Origin of the sequence: Bradyrhizobium zhengyangense (assembly GCF_022012555.1) — a bacterium.
GTDB classification, from domain to species: domain Bacteria; phylum Pseudomonadota; class Alphaproteobacteria; order Rhizobiales; family Xanthobacteraceae; genus Bradyrhizobium; species Bradyrhizobium zhengyangense.
In genome coordinates this window covers 33546-50316 of record NZ_JAKLTZ010000005.1, presented here as the reverse complement: position 1 = coordinate 50316, position 16771 = coordinate 33546, and the positions used below count along the sequence as shown (strand labels likewise).

General features: G+C 64.8%; 20 protein-coding genes and 1 tRNA gene. 11 read left to right on the top strand and 10 right to left on the bottom strand.

Translation table 11 applies throughout. The annotated features are described in order from the left end of the window. Positions 1–11: 11 nt before the first annotated feature. A complete protein-coding gene (locus tag L6639_RS20365) occupies positions 12–887 on the bottom strand; it encodes a phosphoribulokinase (protein WP_237863420.1) in 876 nt (291 codons plus the stop codon). Positions 888–899: 12 nt separating this feature from the next. Further along, the gene (locus L6639_RS20360) at positions 900–1937 is read right to left on the bottom strand and encodes a class 1 fructose-bisphosphatase (protein ID WP_237863419.1); all 1038 of its coding nucleotides are present in this window, start codon (positions 1935–1937) and stop codon (positions 900–902) included. A 119-nt stretch (positions 1938–2056) separates the two neighbouring features. Between L6639_RS20360 and L6639_RS20355 the strand changes: the two genes are divergently transcribed. Beyond that, positions 2057–3034 (top strand): LysR family transcriptional regulator, encoded by a 978-nt coding sequence (locus L6639_RS20355; protein ID WP_237863418.1) that lies wholly within the window; start codon positions 2057–2059, stop codon positions 3032–3034. Positions 3035–3252: 218 nt separating this feature from the next. On the opposite strand, the gene L6639_RS20350 is transcribed toward L6639_RS20355, so the two are convergent. The 5 genes from L6639_RS20350 to L6639_RS20330 form a co-directional block, all read right to left on the bottom strand. After that, entirely contained in the window at positions 3253–3450 is a 198-nt protein-coding gene (locus L6639_RS20350) for a hypothetical protein (RefSeq protein ID WP_237863417.1), read from the bottom strand. A gap of 136 nt (positions 3451–3586) precedes the next feature. Continuing rightward, on the bottom strand, positions 3587–4006 hold the full coding sequence (locus L6639_RS20345; RefSeq protein ID WP_237863416.1) for a DUF4118 domain-containing protein: 420 nt from the start codon (positions 4004–4006) through the stop codon (positions 3587–3589). 140 nt (positions 4007–4146) lie between these two features. After that, positions 4147–5340, bottom strand: a complete 1194-nt coding sequence (locus L6639_RS20340) for an MFS transporter (protein ID WP_237863415.1) — start codon at positions 5338–5340, stop codon at positions 4147–4149. Positions 5341–5402: 62 nt separating this feature from the next. Further along, positions 5403–5957: a TetR/AcrR family transcriptional regulator gene (locus L6639_RS20335; RefSeq protein WP_237863414.1), complete on the bottom strand. Its 555-nt coding sequence runs from the start codon at positions 5955–5957 to the stop codon at positions 5403–5405. A 215-nt stretch (positions 5958–6172) separates the two neighbouring features. Beyond that, positions 6173–7132 (bottom strand): N-carbamoyl-D-amino-acid hydrolase, encoded by a 960-nt coding sequence (locus L6639_RS20330; RefSeq protein WP_237863413.1) that lies wholly within the window; start codon positions 7130–7132, stop codon positions 6173–6175. Positions 7133–7372: 240 nt separating this feature from the next. Between L6639_RS20330 and L6639_RS20325 the strand changes: the two genes are divergently transcribed. The 3 genes from L6639_RS20325 (at position 7373) to L6639_RS20315 (ending at position 8598) form a co-directional block, all read left to right on the top strand. After that, entirely contained in the window at positions 7373–7597 is a 225-nt protein-coding gene (locus L6639_RS20325; protein ID WP_237863412.1) for a hypothetical protein, read from the top strand. A gap of 211 nt (positions 7598–7808) precedes the next feature. Further along, on the top strand, positions 7809–8135 hold the full coding sequence (locus L6639_RS20320) for a hypothetical protein (RefSeq protein WP_237863411.1): 327 nt from the start codon (positions 7809–7811) through the stop codon (positions 8133–8135). Between the two features lie 160 nt (positions 8136–8295). After that, the gene (locus tag L6639_RS20315) at positions 8296–8598 is read left to right on the top strand and encodes a hypothetical protein (protein WP_237863410.1); all 303 of its coding nucleotides are present in this window, start codon (positions 8296–8298) and stop codon (positions 8596–8598) included. A gap of 280 nt (positions 8599–8878) precedes the next feature. On the opposite strand, the gene L6639_RS20310 is transcribed toward L6639_RS20315, so the two are convergent. Continuing rightward, positions 8879–8955, bottom strand: a tRNA-Pro gene (locus L6639_RS20310). A gap of 68 nt (positions 8956–9023) precedes the next feature. Between L6639_RS20310 and L6639_RS20305 the strand changes: the two genes are divergently transcribed. From L6639_RS20305 to L6639_RS20280, 6 genes are all read left to right on the top strand, one after another. Next, positions 9024–10013, top strand: a complete 990-nt coding sequence (locus L6639_RS20305) for an L-threonylcarbamoyladenylate synthase (protein WP_237863409.1) — start codon at positions 9024–9026, stop codon at positions 10011–10013. Positions 10014–10030: 17 nt separating this feature from the next. Then, entirely contained in the window at positions 10031–11458 is a 1428-nt protein-coding gene (locus tag L6639_RS20300; RefSeq protein ID WP_237863408.1) for an FAD-binding oxidoreductase, read from the top strand. A 2-nt stretch (positions 11459–11460) separates the two neighbouring features. Beyond that, the gene (locus L6639_RS20295) at positions 11461–11892 is read left to right on the top strand and encodes a GNAT family acetyltransferase (protein ID WP_237863407.1); all 432 of its coding nucleotides are present in this window, start codon (positions 11461–11463) and stop codon (positions 11890–11892) included. A 9-nt stretch (positions 11893–11901) separates the two neighbouring features. Beyond that, positions 11902–12483, top strand: coding sequence for an NUDIX hydrolase (locus tag L6639_RS20290; protein ID WP_237863406.1), 582 nt, complete (start codon positions 11902–11904; stop codon positions 12481–12483). Positions 12484–12585: 102 nt separating this feature from the next. After that, complete coding sequence (locus tag L6639_RS20285) at positions 12586–13515, top strand: glycine reductase (RefSeq protein WP_237863405.1); 930 nt, start codon at positions 12586–12588, stop codon at positions 13513–13515. 37 nt (positions 13516–13552) lie between these two features. Further along, entirely contained in the window at positions 13553–14746 is a 1194-nt protein-coding gene (locus L6639_RS20280; protein ID WP_237863404.1) for a CaiB/BaiF CoA transferase family protein, read from the top strand. 3 nt (positions 14747–14749) lie between these two features. Here L6639_RS20280 and L6639_RS20275 read toward each other — a convergent pair whose 3' ends face one another. Then, the gene (locus L6639_RS20275; RefSeq protein ID WP_237863403.1) at positions 14750–15310 is read right to left on the bottom strand and encodes a TetR family transcriptional regulator; all 561 of its coding nucleotides are present in this window, start codon (positions 15308–15310) and stop codon (positions 14750–14752) included. Between the two features lie 105 nt (positions 15311–15415). Between L6639_RS20275 and L6639_RS20270 the strand changes: the two genes are divergently transcribed. Continuing rightward, positions 15416–15832: a Tautomerase enzyme gene (locus L6639_RS20270; protein WP_237863402.1), complete on the top strand. Its 417-nt coding sequence runs from the start codon at positions 15416–15418 to the stop codon at positions 15830–15832. A 118-nt stretch (positions 15833–15950) separates the two neighbouring features. Here L6639_RS20270 and L6639_RS20265 read toward each other — a convergent pair whose 3' ends face one another. After that, positions 15951–16715 carry an SOS response-associated peptidase gene (locus L6639_RS20265; protein ID WP_237863401.1) on the bottom strand — a complete coding sequence of 255 codons (765 nt, stop codon included), beginning with the start codon at positions 16713–16715 and terminating at the stop codon, positions 15951–15953. Between the last annotated feature and the right edge of the window lie 56 nt (positions 16716–16771).

The following is a 16771-nucleotide window of genomic DNA, read 5'->3' as shown; positions in this document are numbered from 1 at the left end:
GATCTTGCAGATCACTTCAGGCTGCGCTTGCGCTCGATCAGCTGCATGATCAGCGGCGTCAGGATCAGCTGCATGGCGAGGTCGAGTTTCGCACCCGGACACACGATCGAATTCGCCCGCGACATCCAGCTGTGCGGCAGCATCGACAGCAGATAGGGAAAGTCGATGCCACGTGGATTCTTGAAGCGGATCACGACCATCGATTCGTCAGGCGTCGGGATCCAGCGCGCGATGAACGGATTTGACGTGTCCACCGTCGGCACCCGCTGGAAATTGATGTCGGTCTCGGTGAATTGCGGGCAGATGTAGTGGATGTAATCAGGCATCCGCCGCAGGATCGTGTCGGTCACGGCCTCGGTCGAATAGCCCCGCGCGCTGCGGTCGCGGTGCAGCTTCTGGATCCACTCGAGATTGATGACGGGCACGACGCCGATCTTGAGGTCGGCATAGCGCGCGACATTGACCCTGTCGGTGACGACGGCACCGTGCAGGCCCTCGTAGAACAAGAGGTCCGAGTTCTCCGCCAGTCGTTCCCATTCGGTGAAGGTGCCGGGCGCGGCGCCGTGCAGCGCGGACTCCTCCTCGTCGTGCACGTAGTGCCGCGTCACCGCCGTGCCGGTCTCGCCATAATCGCGGAAGGCACGCTCCAGCTCCTCGAACAGATTGGTCTCGGGGCTGAAATGGCTGAAATGCTTGTTGCCGCGTTCGGCCTCCGTCGCCATCTGCGCACGCATCTCGGCGCGGTCATAGCGATGGAACGCATCGCCCTCGATGTAGACGGCGTTGACCTTCTCGCGGAAGAAGATCTGCTCAAAGGTCTTCTTGACCGAGGTGGTGCCGGCACCGGACGAGCCGGTAATGGAGATGATGGGATGCTTCCTGGACATGGGTCACCTCGCTCACAGCCGGAAGAAGCCGCGCCGCGCGAACAGCGGTGCGGAGACGCTGGCGACCAGCAGCGGATCGCAGTGCAGCTCAGCGACGCGCCGCACCTCGTTGCTCGAGCCCATGATCAGGGGCACGCGCTGGTGCAGGCTTTGCGCTGACAGATCGAGGATGCGCTCGCGCCCGGTCGAGGCCGAGCCGCCGGCCTGCTCGATGATCATGGCCATCGGGTGGGCCTCGTAGACGAGGCGCAGGCGGCCGTCGCCATAACCAGGCCGCGCGTCCGAAGGATAGAGGAACACGCCGCCGCGGGTCAGGATGCGATAGGCTTCAGCAACCAGCGAGCCGATCCAGCGCATGTTGAAATTGTGGTTCGCGGGCCCGTCGATGCCGGCGAGACATTCGTCGATGAAGGCGCGCACCGGCGGATCCCAATGGCGACGGTTGGAGACGTTGATCGCGAACTCCTCGCAAGTTTCGGAGATCTGTACGGCGCTCCGCGCGAGACGGAAGCAGCCGGCCTTGCGATCGAGGGTGAAGATGTCGACGCCATCGCCGAGCGTTAGCACCAGTGACACTTGCGGCCCGTACGTGACGAAGCCTGCCGCCAGCTGCGCCGAGCCGCGCTGATGGAAGGCGAGGCCGAGATCGTCGGGTGCCGGCAGGATCGAGAAGATCGTGCCGACGGTCATGTTCAGGTCGATGTTGGAGGAGCCGTCGAGCGGATCGATCGCGACACAAATCTCGGCTGCGCGGTCGCCGATCTGCGGCTCGCGCATCTCTTCCGACGCCAGCGCCGCGATCGGCAGCTTGCCGAGGCAGCGGCGCAGGATCGCATCGGCCTGCACGTCGAGGTCGCGCTGGATGTCGCCGTCACTGTTGCAGCCGGTGGTCAGGCCGGAGGCGTCGGCGAGAGCGCCTGTGGCGATGAGGTCGGCGATCTCGATCGCGGCGGTTGCGATGGCGTCGACTGCGGCCGCGACGGCCAGCGCGTGCGGCGCCGTCTCGGAATAGCGTTGAAGGTGGTCGTCCAGCCTGAGTTGCCCGGTCATCTGCGTCCATCCCCTTGTGGGCATCGCATCCAGTTCCCTCCCTTCCGGAGGTCGGTGCGGTCTGTCCCAGCACGATGAGATTGACAGGGGCGGCTTAATAAGGAAAATTTCTAATCATAATGAGTGCCAAAGAATTTCCTTATAATGGTTCCGGCCATGCGGCGACCCAACTCCGGCATATGACGATCCGGCAGTTGCGCTCGCTTGCCGCGCTCTCGGCCAAGGGCAGCGTGACGGCGGCCTCGACCCAGCTCGGGCTGACGCAACCGGCGGTGACGCAGCAACTCCGGCAACTTCAGGACCTTGCGGGTTTGCCGCTGGTGCAGCGGACCGGGGACGGCATGCTACTGACCGAGGCAGGTCGGGAGGTGCTGGCGCTCGCCGAACGCGTCGAAGCCGCGATCGCCGACTGCCAGGGTGCGCTCGACCTGCTCGCCGGCAAGACCGGCGGAACGGTGCACCTTGGGGCGGTCTCGACCGCGAAATATTTCGTGCCGCACGCGATCGCGGCGTTCTCCAAGCGCTCGCCGAAGATCGAGATCAAGCTCACCATCGGCAACCGCGAGGAGATCCGCGAGGCCATGCACGGCTACGAGCTCGATTTCGCCGTGATGGGTCGGCCACCGGCCGACGTCAGCGTCGACGTGCGCCAGCTCGGGCGCAATCCGCACATCATCGTCGCGCGCAAGGGACACTGGCTGGAGAAGGATTCAGGCCTGAGCCTGACTGACCTCGTGCACGAGACTTTCCTTACGCGCGAGCCGGGATCAGGCACCCGCACGCTGATGGAGGGGATGTTTCAGAAGTCGGACCTCGAGCCGATCATCGGCATGGAGATGAGCAGCAACGAGACCATCAAGCAGGCTGTCATCGCCGGGCTCGGCATCGCCTTCATCTCGGCGCACACCGTGGCGCATGAGCTCGCCGAGGGCCGCCTCGTCGTGCTCGACGTCGCGGGCCTGCCGATCGTCCGGCAATGGTACGTGATCCGCCGCAGCGACAAGGTGCTGCTGCCGCCGGCGCAGGCGATGTTCGATTTCCTGGGCTCGGAGGGCGCGAATTATCTGCCTGAAGTGCCCGATTTCGGCGAGCGATAGCGCCGCGTTCAGCCCATCAGCTTCATTGCGATCGTCGCCGCCAGAATGACGATGATCTGGAGCAGACGCTCTGTCGTAAAGATGCGGTTGAAGGTGGTCATCGCGTGCCCGGTCGTCGTGACGGAATTGGTCGGCGAATTGCTAGCATACGGGGTCGGCGGCGTAACTCCGTATGGCCCACGTATCCTGCCGGCACGCATACTCGCGATGGTTAACCATCAGGCGGCGCGCGGCGTGGCGAAATCGGCGTGCGCGGCGAAATAGGCTTCCAGCTCCGATAGCGCGCGGGCTTCCCACTCGCTGGCCTGCTCCAGCAGCGACCGGCGCTGGCTCGGACGAAACGCCGCGGTCTGGCGATAGAGCGATGCGATGCCGCGGTAGCGGCGCACGTTCTCGAAAATGGCGTGCCCGTTCATGACCAAAACTCCCTCGTAATCCCGCGGGAGAAACTGCGGCCAAATCTTTTTCGAAAAGTTAGCGGCGCGATCCGGCTGCACGGATGGTTGCCGGACTGTTGCGCGCGCGCAACGGCCTGATCGCAACACCCTCCGTCTATTGCGAATTCGTTGCCGCGCTCTCGCCTGACGCCTTCAATCCGCCGCGGCTGACGATCGCCATGGCCTTGCGGCAGAGATCGGCCAGGCCGATCAGGAGGACGGCAAGCAGGAAGAACAGGTTGATGGAATCAGCGTCAGCAGCGGTCAGCGGGGTGATCTCGAAGACCGGCGGCATGAACGCAAACCACACCACCGGAATGGTGAGCAGAGCTGCGAAGATGGCCGCAGGCGCGCCCGCGACAAGGCCGAGCACGAACAGGCCGGGCAGGAAGGTTGCGAAATAGAGCTTGGCGCCGAGCGCGACGCAGACGCCTTGAAGCGCAGCCGACACCGCGACCGAAACAAATCCGAGCAGAAATGCCTGCCACGACCATGGCCGTACTCGCGGTACGCCAACCAGTCCCGCACGCCTCATAGGGCCTCCCCCTGCCGCCGTTAGCCAGGCCGCTTGCGACCAAAGTACTACAGCTGCAGGGACTCTGCGAAGCGGAAATTACGCCCTGTGCGCCCGACTATCCGAGCCTTGGTAAACGGTCCCGGCACACAATCGTACCGCTATTCGGTTGCAGCGTAGATCAGGCCGGCGACGGGCAGCGCAAGGCCAATGGCAGAAGCCAGCGTCCAGCCGCCTTGCGCGAACGCCCAGGCTCCGACCGCGGATCCGGCCGCGCCGGCGGCGAAGAACGTCGCCATGTAGAGGCCGTTGAGACGGCTGCGATGCTCGTGGCCGAGCACGAAGATGGCGCGGAAGCCCAGCACGACATTGCCCTGCACGCCGAAATCGATCGCGATTGCGGCAACGACCAGACAGGCAAGATTGAGCACCGATCCGGCCGCACCGACATGCGTGACGAGGAAGCCGACGGCGACGAACAGCATCGCAGCAAGCGTGGCGATGCGGCTGTGGCCGCGATCGGCGAGCCGCCCTGCGATCGGCGCCGCGAACACGCCTGACACGCCGGCGAGCGCGAACAGCGCGATGCCGCTCTGGGTGAAGCCGAATTGGCTGGCAAGCTGCAGCGGAACGACCGTCCAGAACAGGGCGAAGGCACCGAACAGGCCGGCCTGGTAGAGCGCGCGGCGCCGCAGCAGCGGCATGGTCCGCACCAGATGCGGCATCGACAGCAACAACGCGCCGTAGTGCATCCGCGCCACCGGCTTGCGCTGCGGCAGCGTCAGGCGAAGCACGACGATGAGCGCGATCATCAACGCCGCCGAGCAGAAGAACACCGCATGCCACGACAGCGCCGCGGTGATGAAGCTCGAGGCCGGCCGCGCCAGCATGATGCCGAGCATCAATCCGGTCGAGACGTTGCCGACGACCCTGCCTCGAATGGCTTCCGGCGCCAGATGGGCGGCATAGGGAACGATGATCTGCACCGCGACCGAGCCGAGGCCGATGAACAGCGCCGCGATCAGAAACGGCAGCGCATGGGTCGCAGAGCCGGCCGCCACCAGTGCCGCCGCACCGAGCGCGATGACGGTGCAGATCAGCGTGCGGTTCTCGACGAGATCGCCGAGCGGCACGATAAACAGCAGCCCCGTGCCATAGCCGATCTGCGTCATGGTTACGATCAGGCCGGCCGCCGCATGCGACAGGCCGAGCGCGGCGCTGATCGGGGCGATCAGCGGCTGAGCGTAGTAGATGTTGGCGGCGACCATGCCACAGGCCGCGGCTAGCACGAAGGTCAGTCGTTGCGACACCGCATCCGTCTCCGGCGCGGTCTCGATCGTGGCATTCATCGTCATTCCAAGCTCTCCAGGACTCTCTCTACATATAGGAAACGTTCGTTCCCTAATTCGACAACAATTCAGGCAAGCAGCCTCATCGCGACGCCGACCAGGCGCTCGCCGTCGAGCGGCAGGCGCGCCTTGCCGACGACGCGCAGCCCCTGCGTCATGCAGATCATCAGCCGTGCGGTATCGTGGGCGTCGACATGGTCCGGGATCGAGCCGTCGGCCTGTCCCTCGCGAATGAGGCCGGCGATGAAGCTTTCGTTGGTCTTGAGCTGCGTTGTGACGCGCGCACGCATCACCGGATCGACCGCCGACAGTTCGACCGCGCTGCCGACCACGATGCAGCCGCGGCGCCCCTCTGCGCCTTGCGAGTGCTCGACATAGGACAGCAGCACGTTGCGCACCCGCTCGCGGCCATTGGCGCCGCGCGCGGCTGCATTGCGGGTCTGCTCGCTCCGCACCGCCACGTAGCGCTCGAAGGCGGCAAGGAAGACGGCATGCTTGTCGCGAAACGCCTTGTAGACGCTGCCGGTGGCAAGCCGCATGGCCGCCGTGAGCTCTCCGATCGAGGTCGCATGATAGCCGCGCTCGCAGAACACCCTGATGGCGCCGTCGAGCGCTGAGTCCATGTTGAACTCCCGGGGACGACCGGGAGGATGGGCTGATGGCTCGGATTTTCGGGCGGCCTTTTGCATCGCGATATATTAGGGAATGATTGTTCCCAAATAAAGGCACGTGTTTGTGATTGTTGGGGACGCGACAACGGCCCCACCCTGGCGTCATCATGGCCTTCGCCAGAACGACGATGAGGAGACAGAATGGCAACCCGACACGCGAAGAGCGATCACCCCTTCCGCCGCACGGGCGTGCCGTCCGCCATGGTCGTCACGCCCTTCCGCTCCACGATCATCCCGTAGGCCTGCGGCTGGCGGTGAACATCGAAATTGAACGTCGTGCGCTTGTAGGAGTTGCAGAGGTCGAGATCGCAGCGGGCAAACGCGAGCTCGTCGCCCTTGGTGGTGCATCGCGCGATGATCTCGCCTGATGGCGCGATGATGCAGCTGCCGCCGATATGGTCGACGCCCTCTTCAACACCGGCCTTGGCGACGCCGACGACGAAGGTGCCGTTCTGATAGGCGCCAGACTGCATCACCAGATGGTTGTGGAACAGCGAGAGATCGTCGTGCTCGGGCGCCGGCGGATTGTGCACCGGCGTGTTGTAGCCGATCATCACCATCTCGACGCCCTGCAAGCCCATCACCCGATAGGTCTCGCTCCAGCGGCGATCGTTGCAGATCGCCATTCCCATCACGCCGCCGAAGGCGTCAACGACACCGAAGCCGGAGCCGGGCTCGAAATAGCGCTTCTCCAGATGCTGAAACTTGCGCCATGGCTCATGCTCGGCATGACCGGGCAGATGGACCTTACGGTACTTCGCAACCGTCGCGCCGCTTTTGTCGATGAGGATCGACGTGTTGTAACGATGGACGATGCCAGTCTCGACCGTGAGCTCCGCATAGCCGAGGCAAAAGCCGATGCCGCTCTCGCGCGCGAGGTCGAACAGCGCTTGCGTCTCCGGCCCCGGCATCTCGCGTTCAAAGAAGCCGTCAATCTCGGCCTGATCCTCAAAATACCAGCGCGGAAAGAACGTGGTCAGCGCGAGCTCGGGATAGACGATCAGATCGCAGCCATTGGCCTTGGCCTGGCGCATCAACGCCATCAGCCGCCCGACGACCTCAGTCCGCGTCTCGCTTCTCGCGATCGGGCCGAGCTGGCCGGCCGCAACAGTCAAAAATCTCGCCACGCCTTTGCCCTCATACGCGCCCCGGATTTCCCGAGAGCCGCCGCATATCCAGCTGCGCCCATGCAGATTCCGCGCCTGCCGGGCCGGATGCCGCAAGGAATTTTGGCGAAATCAGGCATTCCAGGAACTTTCGTTGCCAATCTGCAACGGTTCCCGACGATCTAAGACCGGACAAAAGAAACGCCCATTGCGGCCACGAACCCTGCTCACAACGCCGTGAGACAAGTCAGGGGAACGACGATGCGTGCACAACGCGTTTGGAACGTGAATGGAGCCGCCAGCATCGGGCAGCTTCAATCCAGATTGGATGATCTGAACAAGCGGCTAAGCCAGCTCGAGAGCCAGCATCCCGAAAGCTGGAAGGTGGAAGAGCTGAAATCGAGCGCGCTCAACCTGTCCAGGGAGATCGACGACATCCGCTGCGCCGAGGCGACGGCGGCGCTGCGCGAGTTGCTGCGGAAGTAGCCGCGCCTGCGCGCAGGACGATTCGGCACAGCGCCTCGGAACCAACGCTCCGCCCCGCCATTTCCATGGGGAGCATGGAGCAAAATCATGACCAGGCATCTGACGCGAGCCCTTTTCGCGCGTGGTGTGGCCGGCGCGGTTTCCACGCTGGTTTTGTGCGCGACGGTGGCCTTCACCATCGCGCGCCACTTCGCGCTGTGAGGATTTTTGCATGACGTCCGAACCCGAGGAGTCGGTGAGGCTGCAAGGCTTTGGCGAGATGACGCTGCGCACGGCAATCGCAACCGTGATGCTGCTCGCCCCGCGCGAGCGCGCGGAGGCCGCGATCTTCCGCGTGCGTGATGGCGTACGTCTGGCTTCAAGCGAGATCGCCGAGCTTGCGACGGAGTGGGAGATCGCGCCGGCGGCCGAGATCAGATCGCCAGGACTCGTCCCCGATCAGCACTGGTCAGACATCGTCCGCGGCATGGTCCGCGAGGCCCCGCTGCCGTCACTGATCGTGGCGTTTCTGGTGGGTGTGCTGGTAGCGCGGCGGTGATGACGCACGCTCGAAAGGACAAGCTCGTGTGAGTGAATCGCGCCGTGCCGCGAAATCCGGAAGAAATCTTTTGCGCTCGCGAAATCGCGATCCGTCGGCAAGGAACGGCCGAAGGCAGCAGGGATTGGCCCCCGTGTCGAAACCTGACATGGAGACAACCATGACACGCATGAAACTTGTGAGCGCGGCCGCACTGATGGCCGCGATTTTGCCACTCGCGACTCTAAGCCCCAGCCTCGCCGCGGGACGCGGTCCGGGCGGGTGTACCCCTCCGGCCGGAGCGGCTGTCGGCGCCGCGGGTCCAGCCATGAGCGGCGGCCAGCTGATGGCCGGCGTCGGTCAGTGCCGTCCCGTCGGCGGCTGGAGTCAAACCAACACCTATGGCTATCGCGAGCCCGGTTACGGATATGACGAGCCCGGCTGGGGCACGCCGGCTTACGGACCGGCACCGTACGCGTACTGAGGCACAGTCCTGAAAGATTACAACGGCGCGGTCGATCTCGGCCGCGCCGTTTGTGTTGGATGAATACCGATTGAAGCCAGGGGTCTGGGCCGCGCGATCCACAAGACGTCATTGACCGCCAGCGTTGGATTATCCTCGGGCCAGCCATGCCGCTGCGGCAACCGCCCCTGCGCGAACCAAATCGGCCGTGGACCCGCCCTCAAAATCGTTGCACAAAGGCGTCTCGAGACGCTGGCGGCCGGTCCGCCAAGCCTTTGGAAAACGTCAACTTTTGGAAGAATGGTCGGAGTGGCAGGATTCGAACCTGCGACCCCTGCGTCCCGAACGCAGTGCTCTACCGGGCTGAGCCACACTCCGACAAGAGGCCGGCTTATAGCGTCGGGTTTGGCGCACCGCAAGCGGCCGAGCTGAGGAATTTTGTCCCTGTGAAAACGGGTCTTGAAACGCTGATTTTGCCAGCCGGTGAGGCCGGCGCACAAGCCGCCGCCCGGACCCTGGCCGCCGGCGGGCTGGTCGCGTTTCCAACCGAGACGGTCTATGGGCTCGGCGCCGATGCCGCCAATGCCACTGCGGTCGCCCACATCTACAGCGCCAAGGGCCGGCCGGCGTTCAATCCGCTGATCGCCCATGTCCCCGACCTCGCGGCGGCACGGCGGATCGGCCGGTTCGATGCGCGCGCGCTCAGGCTTGCGGAGGCCTTCTGGCCGGGACCGCTGACGCTGGTGGTGCCGAAGACGGATGATTGTCCGGTCTCTGATCTCGCCACGGCAGGCCTCGACACCGTCGCGATCCGCATTCCCGCCCATCCGGTGGCGGAGGCGATCCTGCGCACCTTTGGCGGGGCGGTGGTGGCACCGTCCGCAAATATCTCCGGCCACGTCTCGCCGACGCTGGCGGCCCACGTGGAGAGCGATCTTGCGGGACGGATCGACCTGATCATCGACGGCGGGCCGGTTGCGGTCGGCGTCGAATCGACCATCGTCGGCTGCTTCGAGGCGCCGATGCTGCTCCGCCCCGGCGGACTGTCGCGCGAGCGGATCGAGGCCGTGCTCGGCGCGCCGCTGGCGCGGCCACTCGTCGAGGCCGACAGCGACGACAGCCAGCCGCTGGCGCCGGGCATGCTGGCCTCGCATTACGCGCCGCGCGCCACTGTGCGGCTTCACGCGCAGGACGTTGCGCCCGGCGAGGCGCTGCTGGCCTTTGGCCCTGTGCGCCTGCCCGGTGTGGAGGCCGCCGCCGCCGTCATGAATTTGTCGTCCACGGGCGATCTCGATGAAGCCGCGGCCAATCTGTTCGGCTATCTTCGCAGCCTCGACGCGAAGACACCGCGAGCGATCGCCGTGATGACGATTCCGGAAGAAGGCTTGGGCGAAGCAATCAACGACCGGCTGCGGCGAGCTGCGGTGGCACGATAAGAGTGGAACAAGACACGATGAACATCAATCAATCCGCCACCCCGCCGCTTGCGCCTGAGCTGATCGACCAATTCCGCAAGATCGTCGGCGATCGCCATGCGATCACCGATGCGGCCGATATCGAGGCTTACGTCACCGAGGAGCGCAACCTGTTCCACGGCCGCTCGCCGCTGGTGCTGCGCCCGGGTTCGACGGCGGAAGTGTCCGCGATCTGCAAGCTCGCTTCCGAACACAGAATCGCGCTGGTGCCGCAGGGCGGCAATACCGGGCTCGTCGGGGGCCAGACGCCGCATAATGGCGAGGTCGTTGTGTCGCTGCGCCGCCTGGACAAGATCCGCGAGGTCGACACCGCTTCCAACACCATGACGTGTGAGGCCGGCGTGATATTGCAGATCGCGCAGCAGAAGGCGTCCGATGTGGACCGACTGTTTCCGCTGTCGCTGGGCGCGGAAGGCAGCTGCACCATCGGCGGAAATCTCTCGACCAACGCCGGCGGCACCGCGGCGCTCGCCTATGGCGTCGCGCGCGAGATGGTGCTGGGCCTCGAGGTGGTGCTGGCTGACGGGCGCGTGCTCAACCTGCTGTCGAAGCTGAAGAAGGACAACACCGGCTACAATCTGCACAATCTCTTCATCGGCGCCGAAGGCACGCTAGGCATCATCACCGCGGCCACGCTCAAGCTGTTTCCGAAGCCGCGGGCGATCGAGACCGCCTATGTCGGGCTGAAATCGCCGGCGGCGGCACTCAAGCTGCTGACGATCGCGCAGGGCGAGGCCGCGAATGCGCTGACGAGCTTTGAGCTACTCTCGGAGATGGCGGTCGATTTCTCGGTGCGGCACGGCATCGACGTGCGTGATCCGCTCAGCGAGAAGCACCCCTGGTATGTGCTGATGGAATTGTCCTCCCCCGGCGACGACGCCCGCACGCCGCTGGAGACGATCCTCGGGCGCGCCATGGAGGAAGAGATCGTCGACGACGCCGTGATCGCGGCCAACCTCACCCAGCGCAGCAATTTCTGGAAGCTGCGCGAGGAGATGTCGGCGGCGCAGAAGCCGGAGGGCGGCTCGATCAAGCACGACATCTCCGTTCCCGTCGCTGCGGTGCCGGCCTTCATCGAGGAGGCCAATGCCGCTGTGGTCAAACTGATCCCCGGTGCACGGCCGGTGCCGTTCGGCCATCTCGGCGACGGCAATTTGCATTACAATGTCAGCGAGCCGATCGGCGCCAACACCGCTGACTTTCTCGCACGCTGGCATGAGATGAACGCCGTGGTGTTCGAGATCGTGCTGCGCATGGGCGGCTCGATCTCGGCCGAGCACGGCATCGGCGTGCTCAAGCGCGACGAGCTGCCTGACGTCAAAGACAAGACCGCGATCGAGCTGATGCGGTCGATCAAGGCGATGCTCGATCCACTGGGCATCATGAATCCGGGGAAAGTGCTGTAGGCATGTCTGCTCTCAAGATCGATGCCATCAACGACACCGATGTCGAGCCGGTGGTGGCGCTGTGGCAGCGCTGCGGCCTGACGCGCCCCTGGAACGATCCGCATACCGATATCGCGCTGGCACGGCGGCGCGAGAACTCGACGGTGCTTGTTGGCCGCGACAATAGCGCGATCGTGGCGACCGTCATGGTCGGCCATGACGGTCATCGCGGCTGGGTCTATTACGTCGCGGTCGACCCCGATGGCCGCAAGCGCGGCTATGGCCGGGCGATCATGGCGGCCGCCGAGGACTGGCTGCGCAATGCCGGCATCGCCAAGCTGCAGCTGCTGGTTCGCCGCGAGAATGCGCAGGCGAGTGCGTTCTATCAATCGCTCCGCTTCGAGGAATCGACCTCGGTGATGTTCCAGAAGTGGCTCGACGGCCGCGAACACTGAAAGACAGTCATGACCATTTCCGACCGCGTCCGCATCAAGGACGTTCGCGTGCTCTCGGACGGCTGGACCACGCTGAAGAGCACCACGTTCGACTACCGGCGCGCCAATGGCGAGTGGCAGACGCAGAAGCGCGAGACCTATGAGCGCGACAACGCGGCCGCCATCTTGCCCTACAATCGCGCGCAGCGCAGCGTGATCCTGGTGCGCCAGTTCCGCCTGCCGGCTTTCATCCGCGGCTACGACGATCTACTGATCGAAGCGGCCGCCGGCGTGCTGGACAATGCCTCGCCGGAGGAGCGCATCCGTGCCGAGGCCGAGGAAGAAACCGGCTATCGCCTGCACCACGTGCACAAGGTGTTCGAAGCCTTCATGAGCCCGGGCGCCATCACCGAAAAGCTGCATTTCTTCGTCGCCGAGTACGCGCCGCACATGCGGGTCAGCGACGGCGGCGGCCTCGAGCACGAGGGCGAGGACATCGAGGTGCTGGAGCTCGGCATCGACGAGGCACTGGCGATGATCGCCGACGGCAGGATCATCGACGGCAAGGCGATCATGCTGCTGCAATACGCCGCGCTCCATATCTTTCGCTAGACCGCTGCGGTGGCAATTCTGGCCTGCGCGGCCCTGGCCCCTGTTGAGCAACCCGAAAACTATCTCTAGTCTGCCTCTCAACAAGAACCAGGAGACGCGCCCATGTCCGCTCCGCGCGACGACGAATTCGGTTTTGCGCCCGACTATGATTCCCCGATCCCTTATATGCAGCGCACGCGGGATTATTACAGCGCGATCGGCTACACCACGCCGTATCGCTGGGCGCATTACACCGCGGCGCCGTTCCAGAAGCTGACGAAACCGCTGGCGGAGTCGCGTGTCACCATCATCACGACGGCCGCGCCCTACGATCCCGCCAAGGGTGATCAAGGCCCGGGCGCGGCGTATAATGGCAGCGCCAAATTCTACCAAGTCTATGACGGCGACACCTCGCAACAGCACGATTTGCGCATCTCGCATATCGGTTACGACCGCAAACACACCACGGCGACCGACAACGGCACCTGGTTTCCACTGCCGCAGCTTTTGAAGGCAAGCGCTACGGGCCGCATCGGCGGGGTCGCGCCGCGCTTCTTCGGCGCGCCGACCAATCGCAGCCATCGCGTCACGCTCGACACCGACGCGCCGGAGATTCTGGCGCGCTGCCTTGCCGACAAGGTCGATGTCGCCGTGCTGGTGCCGAACTGCCCGGTCTGCCATCAGACCACGGCGCTGGTCGCAAGGCACCTCGAAGCCAACGGCATTGCGACCGTGATCATGGGCTGTGCCAAGGACATCATCGAACAAGCGGCCGTGCCGCGCTTTTTGTTCAGCGACTTCCCGCTCGGCAATTCCGCCGGCAAGCCGCAGGACATCGCCTCGCAGGCGCAAACGCTGGAGCTCGCGCTCAAACTATTGGAGACCGCGAGCGGGCCGCAGACCACGATGCAGTCGCCGCTGCGCTGGAACGAAGACGCCTCCTGGAAGCTCGACTACAACAACGTCGCGCAGCTTTCACCGGAGGAGCTCGCCCGCCGCCGCGCCGAATTCGACAAGCAGAAGGAGATCGCGCGCGGCAACCGCGCCGCCTGACGTCCTTCCAATAACGACAATAAGCAGGGAGAGAGACGTGACGCGACCGTTCGAAGGCGTGAAGATCCTGGACTTCACGCAAGTGCTGGCCGGGCCCTATGCGAGCTACCAGCTCGCACTTCTGGGAGCCGACGTCATCAAGGTCGAGCGGCGCGAGGGCGAGGACATGCGTCGCACGCCACTCAGCCGCGAATGGGCAGAGCGCGGACTGGCACCGGCGTTCCAGGCCATCAACGGCAACAAGCGCAGCCTGACGCTCGATCTGCAAAAGCCTGACGCGATCGCGATCGTGAAGAAGCTTGCCGCGACAGTCGACGTCGTCATGGAAAATTTCCGCCCGGGCGTGATGGACAAGCTCGGCATCGGCTATGAGGCGCTCTCGGCGATCAATCCAAATCTGATCTATTGCGCGGTGTCGGGTTTCGGCCAGACCGGCCCGGACCGTCTGCGGCCCGGCTATGACGGCAAGATCCAGGCGCTGTCGGGCATCATGGCGATCACCGGTCACCCCGAGACGGGCCCGACGCGGGCGGGCTTTGCCGTGTGCGACGTGCTGTCGGGCGCAACGGCCGCATTTGCGGTGTCGAGCGCGCTCTACCAGCGCGACCGCACCGGCAAGGGCCAGCTCGTCGACGTCTCCATGCTGGAGGCGACGATGGCGTTTCTGTCAGGGCAGATTGCGGATTGGTCGGTCGCCGGCCATCGCCAGCAGCTCTCAGGCAACCAGGCAGTCAGCCGCAAGACCACCGCGAACCTGTTTAGGGCGGGCGACGGTTACATCCTGCTCGCGGTCAACAACGAGAAGCAGTACCGCGCGCTGATGACCACGCTCGGCCGCGAGGACACGCTGAGCGATCCGCGCTTTGCCGACTGGTTTTCGCGCAACGAGAACGAGCCGGCGCTGCGCGCCATCATCGAAGGGGCACTTGCGGCAAAGCCCGCGCGTGAATGGGAGACGATCCTCGAGGACGCCGGGGCGCCCTGCGCCAGCATCTGGAAGATCGAAGAGGTGATCGACCATCCGCAGATCAAGGCGCGCGGTGCGATCCAGGAGCTCGACACGCCTTACGGCCGCCTGCGCTTTGCCGGCAGCGGCTTCAAGCTCGCCCATGGCGGCGGCAAGCTCGACAGGATGGCGCCGGAACTCGGGGCGGATACGGATGCGGTGCTGGCCGAGCTGGGCTTTGACGCGGCGGAGATCGCGGCGCTGAGAGCGCGGGAGATCGTCTGAGAGCTAGATCGCCTTGGCCGCGACCTTGGCCGCGGCGAGGATCTCGCGCCTGATGGAATCGTCCTTCACCGCGCGCGCCATGTCGGCGGCACCTGTCAGGATCGCCAGCAGCGCCAGCGCGCGCTGGCGCGCATGCGTGCCGCGAAAGCCTTGCGCGACGAGATCCGCGAGGCGCTCCAGCTCTGCCTGGTAGACAGTGCGCGTCGCCGCGTCCGAGCGCGCGACATCGGAGGAAAAGCTCGGAAGCGCGCAGGCCTCATCGAGGCCAACCTCCATTCGCTCACCGAGATAGAAATCGATGAACGGCTCACGCCAGGCGTTGCCGTATTGCGCCTGAAACTGCGCGATGCCGCCGCGCAGGAAGGCGAGCCCATCCGCGACCGCCAGCCGAAATGCATCCGCCTTGGAGTCGAAATGGGCGTAGAACGCGCCCGAGGTGAGGCCCGCCCCCTTTGCGAGCGCGTCCACCCCGGCGCCGCCGAATCCGCCGGTGCGGAAGCCGCGCCCGACCGCATCCGCCAGCCGCGCACGTGCGTCACCATCGCTCTTCTTCGGTCGTGCCATCAAAGCTCACCTCTCGATAGCGATCGTTATATTAGACTTGACGAGATAACGATCGTTATGTTCTATATAACGACCGTTATGTTACGGTTCAAAGGGAGACCTCACATGCCTATCCAGATCATCGTTCCCGAAGGCGCGCTGACGCCATCAGGCGAAGCCGAGGCGTTCGGCAAGCTGACCGAGTTGCTGCTCCGCCTGCACGGCTTGACCGGCAACCGCTTCATGACGCCGAACGTCATCGGCGAGGTCACCGTAGTGCCGAAGCGGCGCACCTATTCCGGCGGCAAGCCTGCCGACATCGCCGTGTTCGAGCTCAAGGTGCCGTCCTTCGTGCTGCCGACACAGGAGCTGAAGGACGCCTGGATCTCCGAGGGAACCGCCATCATCGAGAAGGCCGCCGAGGGACGCATCAGGCGCGAGCACATTTTTGCAAATGTCAGCTACGCTGTGGATGGTGGCTGGGGGATCGGCGGCGAGGCGTTCAGCAACGCCGCGCTCGGATCGGCGGTCGCTGCGGCCTGAGGCGAACAAGTCAAGCTCTTGTAGGGTGGGCAAAGCGAAGCGTGCCCACCATCGCGTATTGAAGCGAGAGGTGGTGGGCACTGCGCGTTGCGCCTTTGCCTACCCTACGGCAGCGCGCCTAGAACAACGAGCCCTGCCCATCATCCGGTGACGCAGCAGCAACCTTCCGCACCGCCTTCTTGGGCTTCGCAACCTCTGCCTCCGCCTCCATCTCCTCCGCGCTGATCGGCAGGAGCAGTTGCTCGTCGTCATTGGCAACGCGGTTGACGCGGGTGGAGACCGGGTGCCAGGCGAATTCGCCGACGCGCGGCGCCGTCATCAGCGGCAGAACCGAATCGATCTCGTCGCCGCGGCAATCGAGCCAGCGCTCGAAATCGCGCGGGCTGATGGTGACGGGCACGCGGTCATGCAGCGTGGCCAGGCCCTCGCCCGCAGCGGCCGTCACGATCGCGACCGTGTCGAGCTCCTCGCCGTTCGGCCCGATCCAGGTTTCGAACAATGCGGCGAAACCGAGCGGCGCACCGTCGGCGTGATGGATGAAGAACGGCTGCTTGCGGCCGCCTTCCGATTTCCATTCGTAATAGCCATCAGCCGGGATCAGGCCGCGTCGCCGGCGAATTGCTTTTTTGAACGCGGGCTTCTCCAGCACCGTCTCCGAGCGGGCGTTGATGAGAAGCGTAAAGCCCTTCGGGTCCTTGACCCAACTCGGCAGCAGGCCCCAGCGCATCAGGCGGAAATGGCGCGCGCCATTCTCGACCAACACCACCGGAATCGGTTGTGTCGGGGCGACATTGTACCGGGGCGGGAAATTCGGCTGGTCGATATAGCCGAACAGTTGCCGTAAGGCCGCGGGGGCCGAAGTTATGACGAAGCGTCCACACATCCTTGCGCCAATATAGGGTCCGTTGAGGTCCTTTTAACCCCGAACGTTAACACTGC

Bases quoted from the DNA above. Each gene is read 5' to 3' on its own strand.
- L6639_RS20290 (WP_237863406.1), top strand. From the start codon at position 11,902: ATGACCATTTCCGACCGCGTCCGCATCAAGGACGTTCGCGTGCTCTCG.
- L6639_RS20270 (WP_237863402.1), top strand. From the start codon at position 15,416: ATGCCTATCCAGATCATCGTTCCCGAAGGCGCGCTGACGCCATCAGGC.
- L6639_RS20355 (WP_237863418.1), top strand. From the start codon at position 2,057: ATGAGTGCCAAAGAATTTCCTTATAATGGTTCCGGCCATGCGGCGACC.
- L6639_RS20265 (WP_237863401.1), bottom strand. From the start codon at position 16,715: ATGTGTGGACGCTTCGTCATAACTTCGGCCCCCGCGGCCTTACGGCAA.
- L6639_RS20350 (WP_237863417.1), bottom strand. From the start codon at position 3,450: ATGAACGGGCACGCCATTTTCGAGAACGTGCGCCGCTACCGCGGCATC.
- L6639_RS20365 (WP_237863420.1), bottom strand. From the start codon at position 887: ATGTCCAGGAAGCATCCCATCATCTCCATTACCGGCTCGTCCGGTGCC.
- L6639_RS20300 (WP_237863408.1), top strand. From the start codon at position 10,031: ATGAACATCAATCAATCCGCCACCCCGCCGCTTGCGCCTGAGCTGATC.
- L6639_RS20325 (WP_237863412.1), top strand. From the start codon at position 7,373: ATGCGTGCACAACGCGTTTGGAACGTGAATGGAGCCGCCAGCATCGGG.
- L6639_RS20320 (WP_237863411.1), top strand. From the start codon at position 7,809: ATGACGTCCGAACCCGAGGAGTCGGTGAGGCTGCAAGGCTTTGGCGAG.
- L6639_RS20275 (WP_237863403.1), bottom strand. From the start codon at position 15,310: ATGGCACGACCGAAGAAGAGCGATGGTGACGCACGTGCGCGGCTGGCG.
- L6639_RS20360 (WP_237863419.1), bottom strand. From the start codon at position 1,937: ATGACCGGGCAACTCAGGCTGGACGACCACCTTCAACGCTATTCCGAG.
- L6639_RS20335 (WP_237863414.1), bottom strand. From the start codon at position 5,957: ATGGACTCAGCGCTCGACGGCGCCATCAGGGTGTTCTGCGAGCGCGGC.
- L6639_RS20295 (WP_237863407.1), top strand. From the start codon at position 11,461: ATGTCTGCTCTCAAGATCGATGCCATCAACGACACCGATGTCGAGCCG.
- L6639_RS20315 (WP_237863410.1), top strand. From the start codon at position 8,296: ATGACACGCATGAAACTTGTGAGCGCGGCCGCACTGATGGCCGCGATT.
- L6639_RS20285 (WP_237863405.1), top strand. From the start codon at position 12,586: ATGTCCGCTCCGCGCGACGACGAATTCGGTTTTGCGCCCGACTATGAT.
- L6639_RS20340 (WP_237863415.1), bottom strand. From the start codon at position 5,340: ATGACGATGAATGCCACGATCGAGACCGCGCCGGAGACGGATGCGGTG.
- L6639_RS20345 (WP_237863416.1), bottom strand. From the start codon at position 4,006: ATGAGGCGTGCGGGACTGGTTGGCGTACCGCGAGTACGGCCATGGTCG.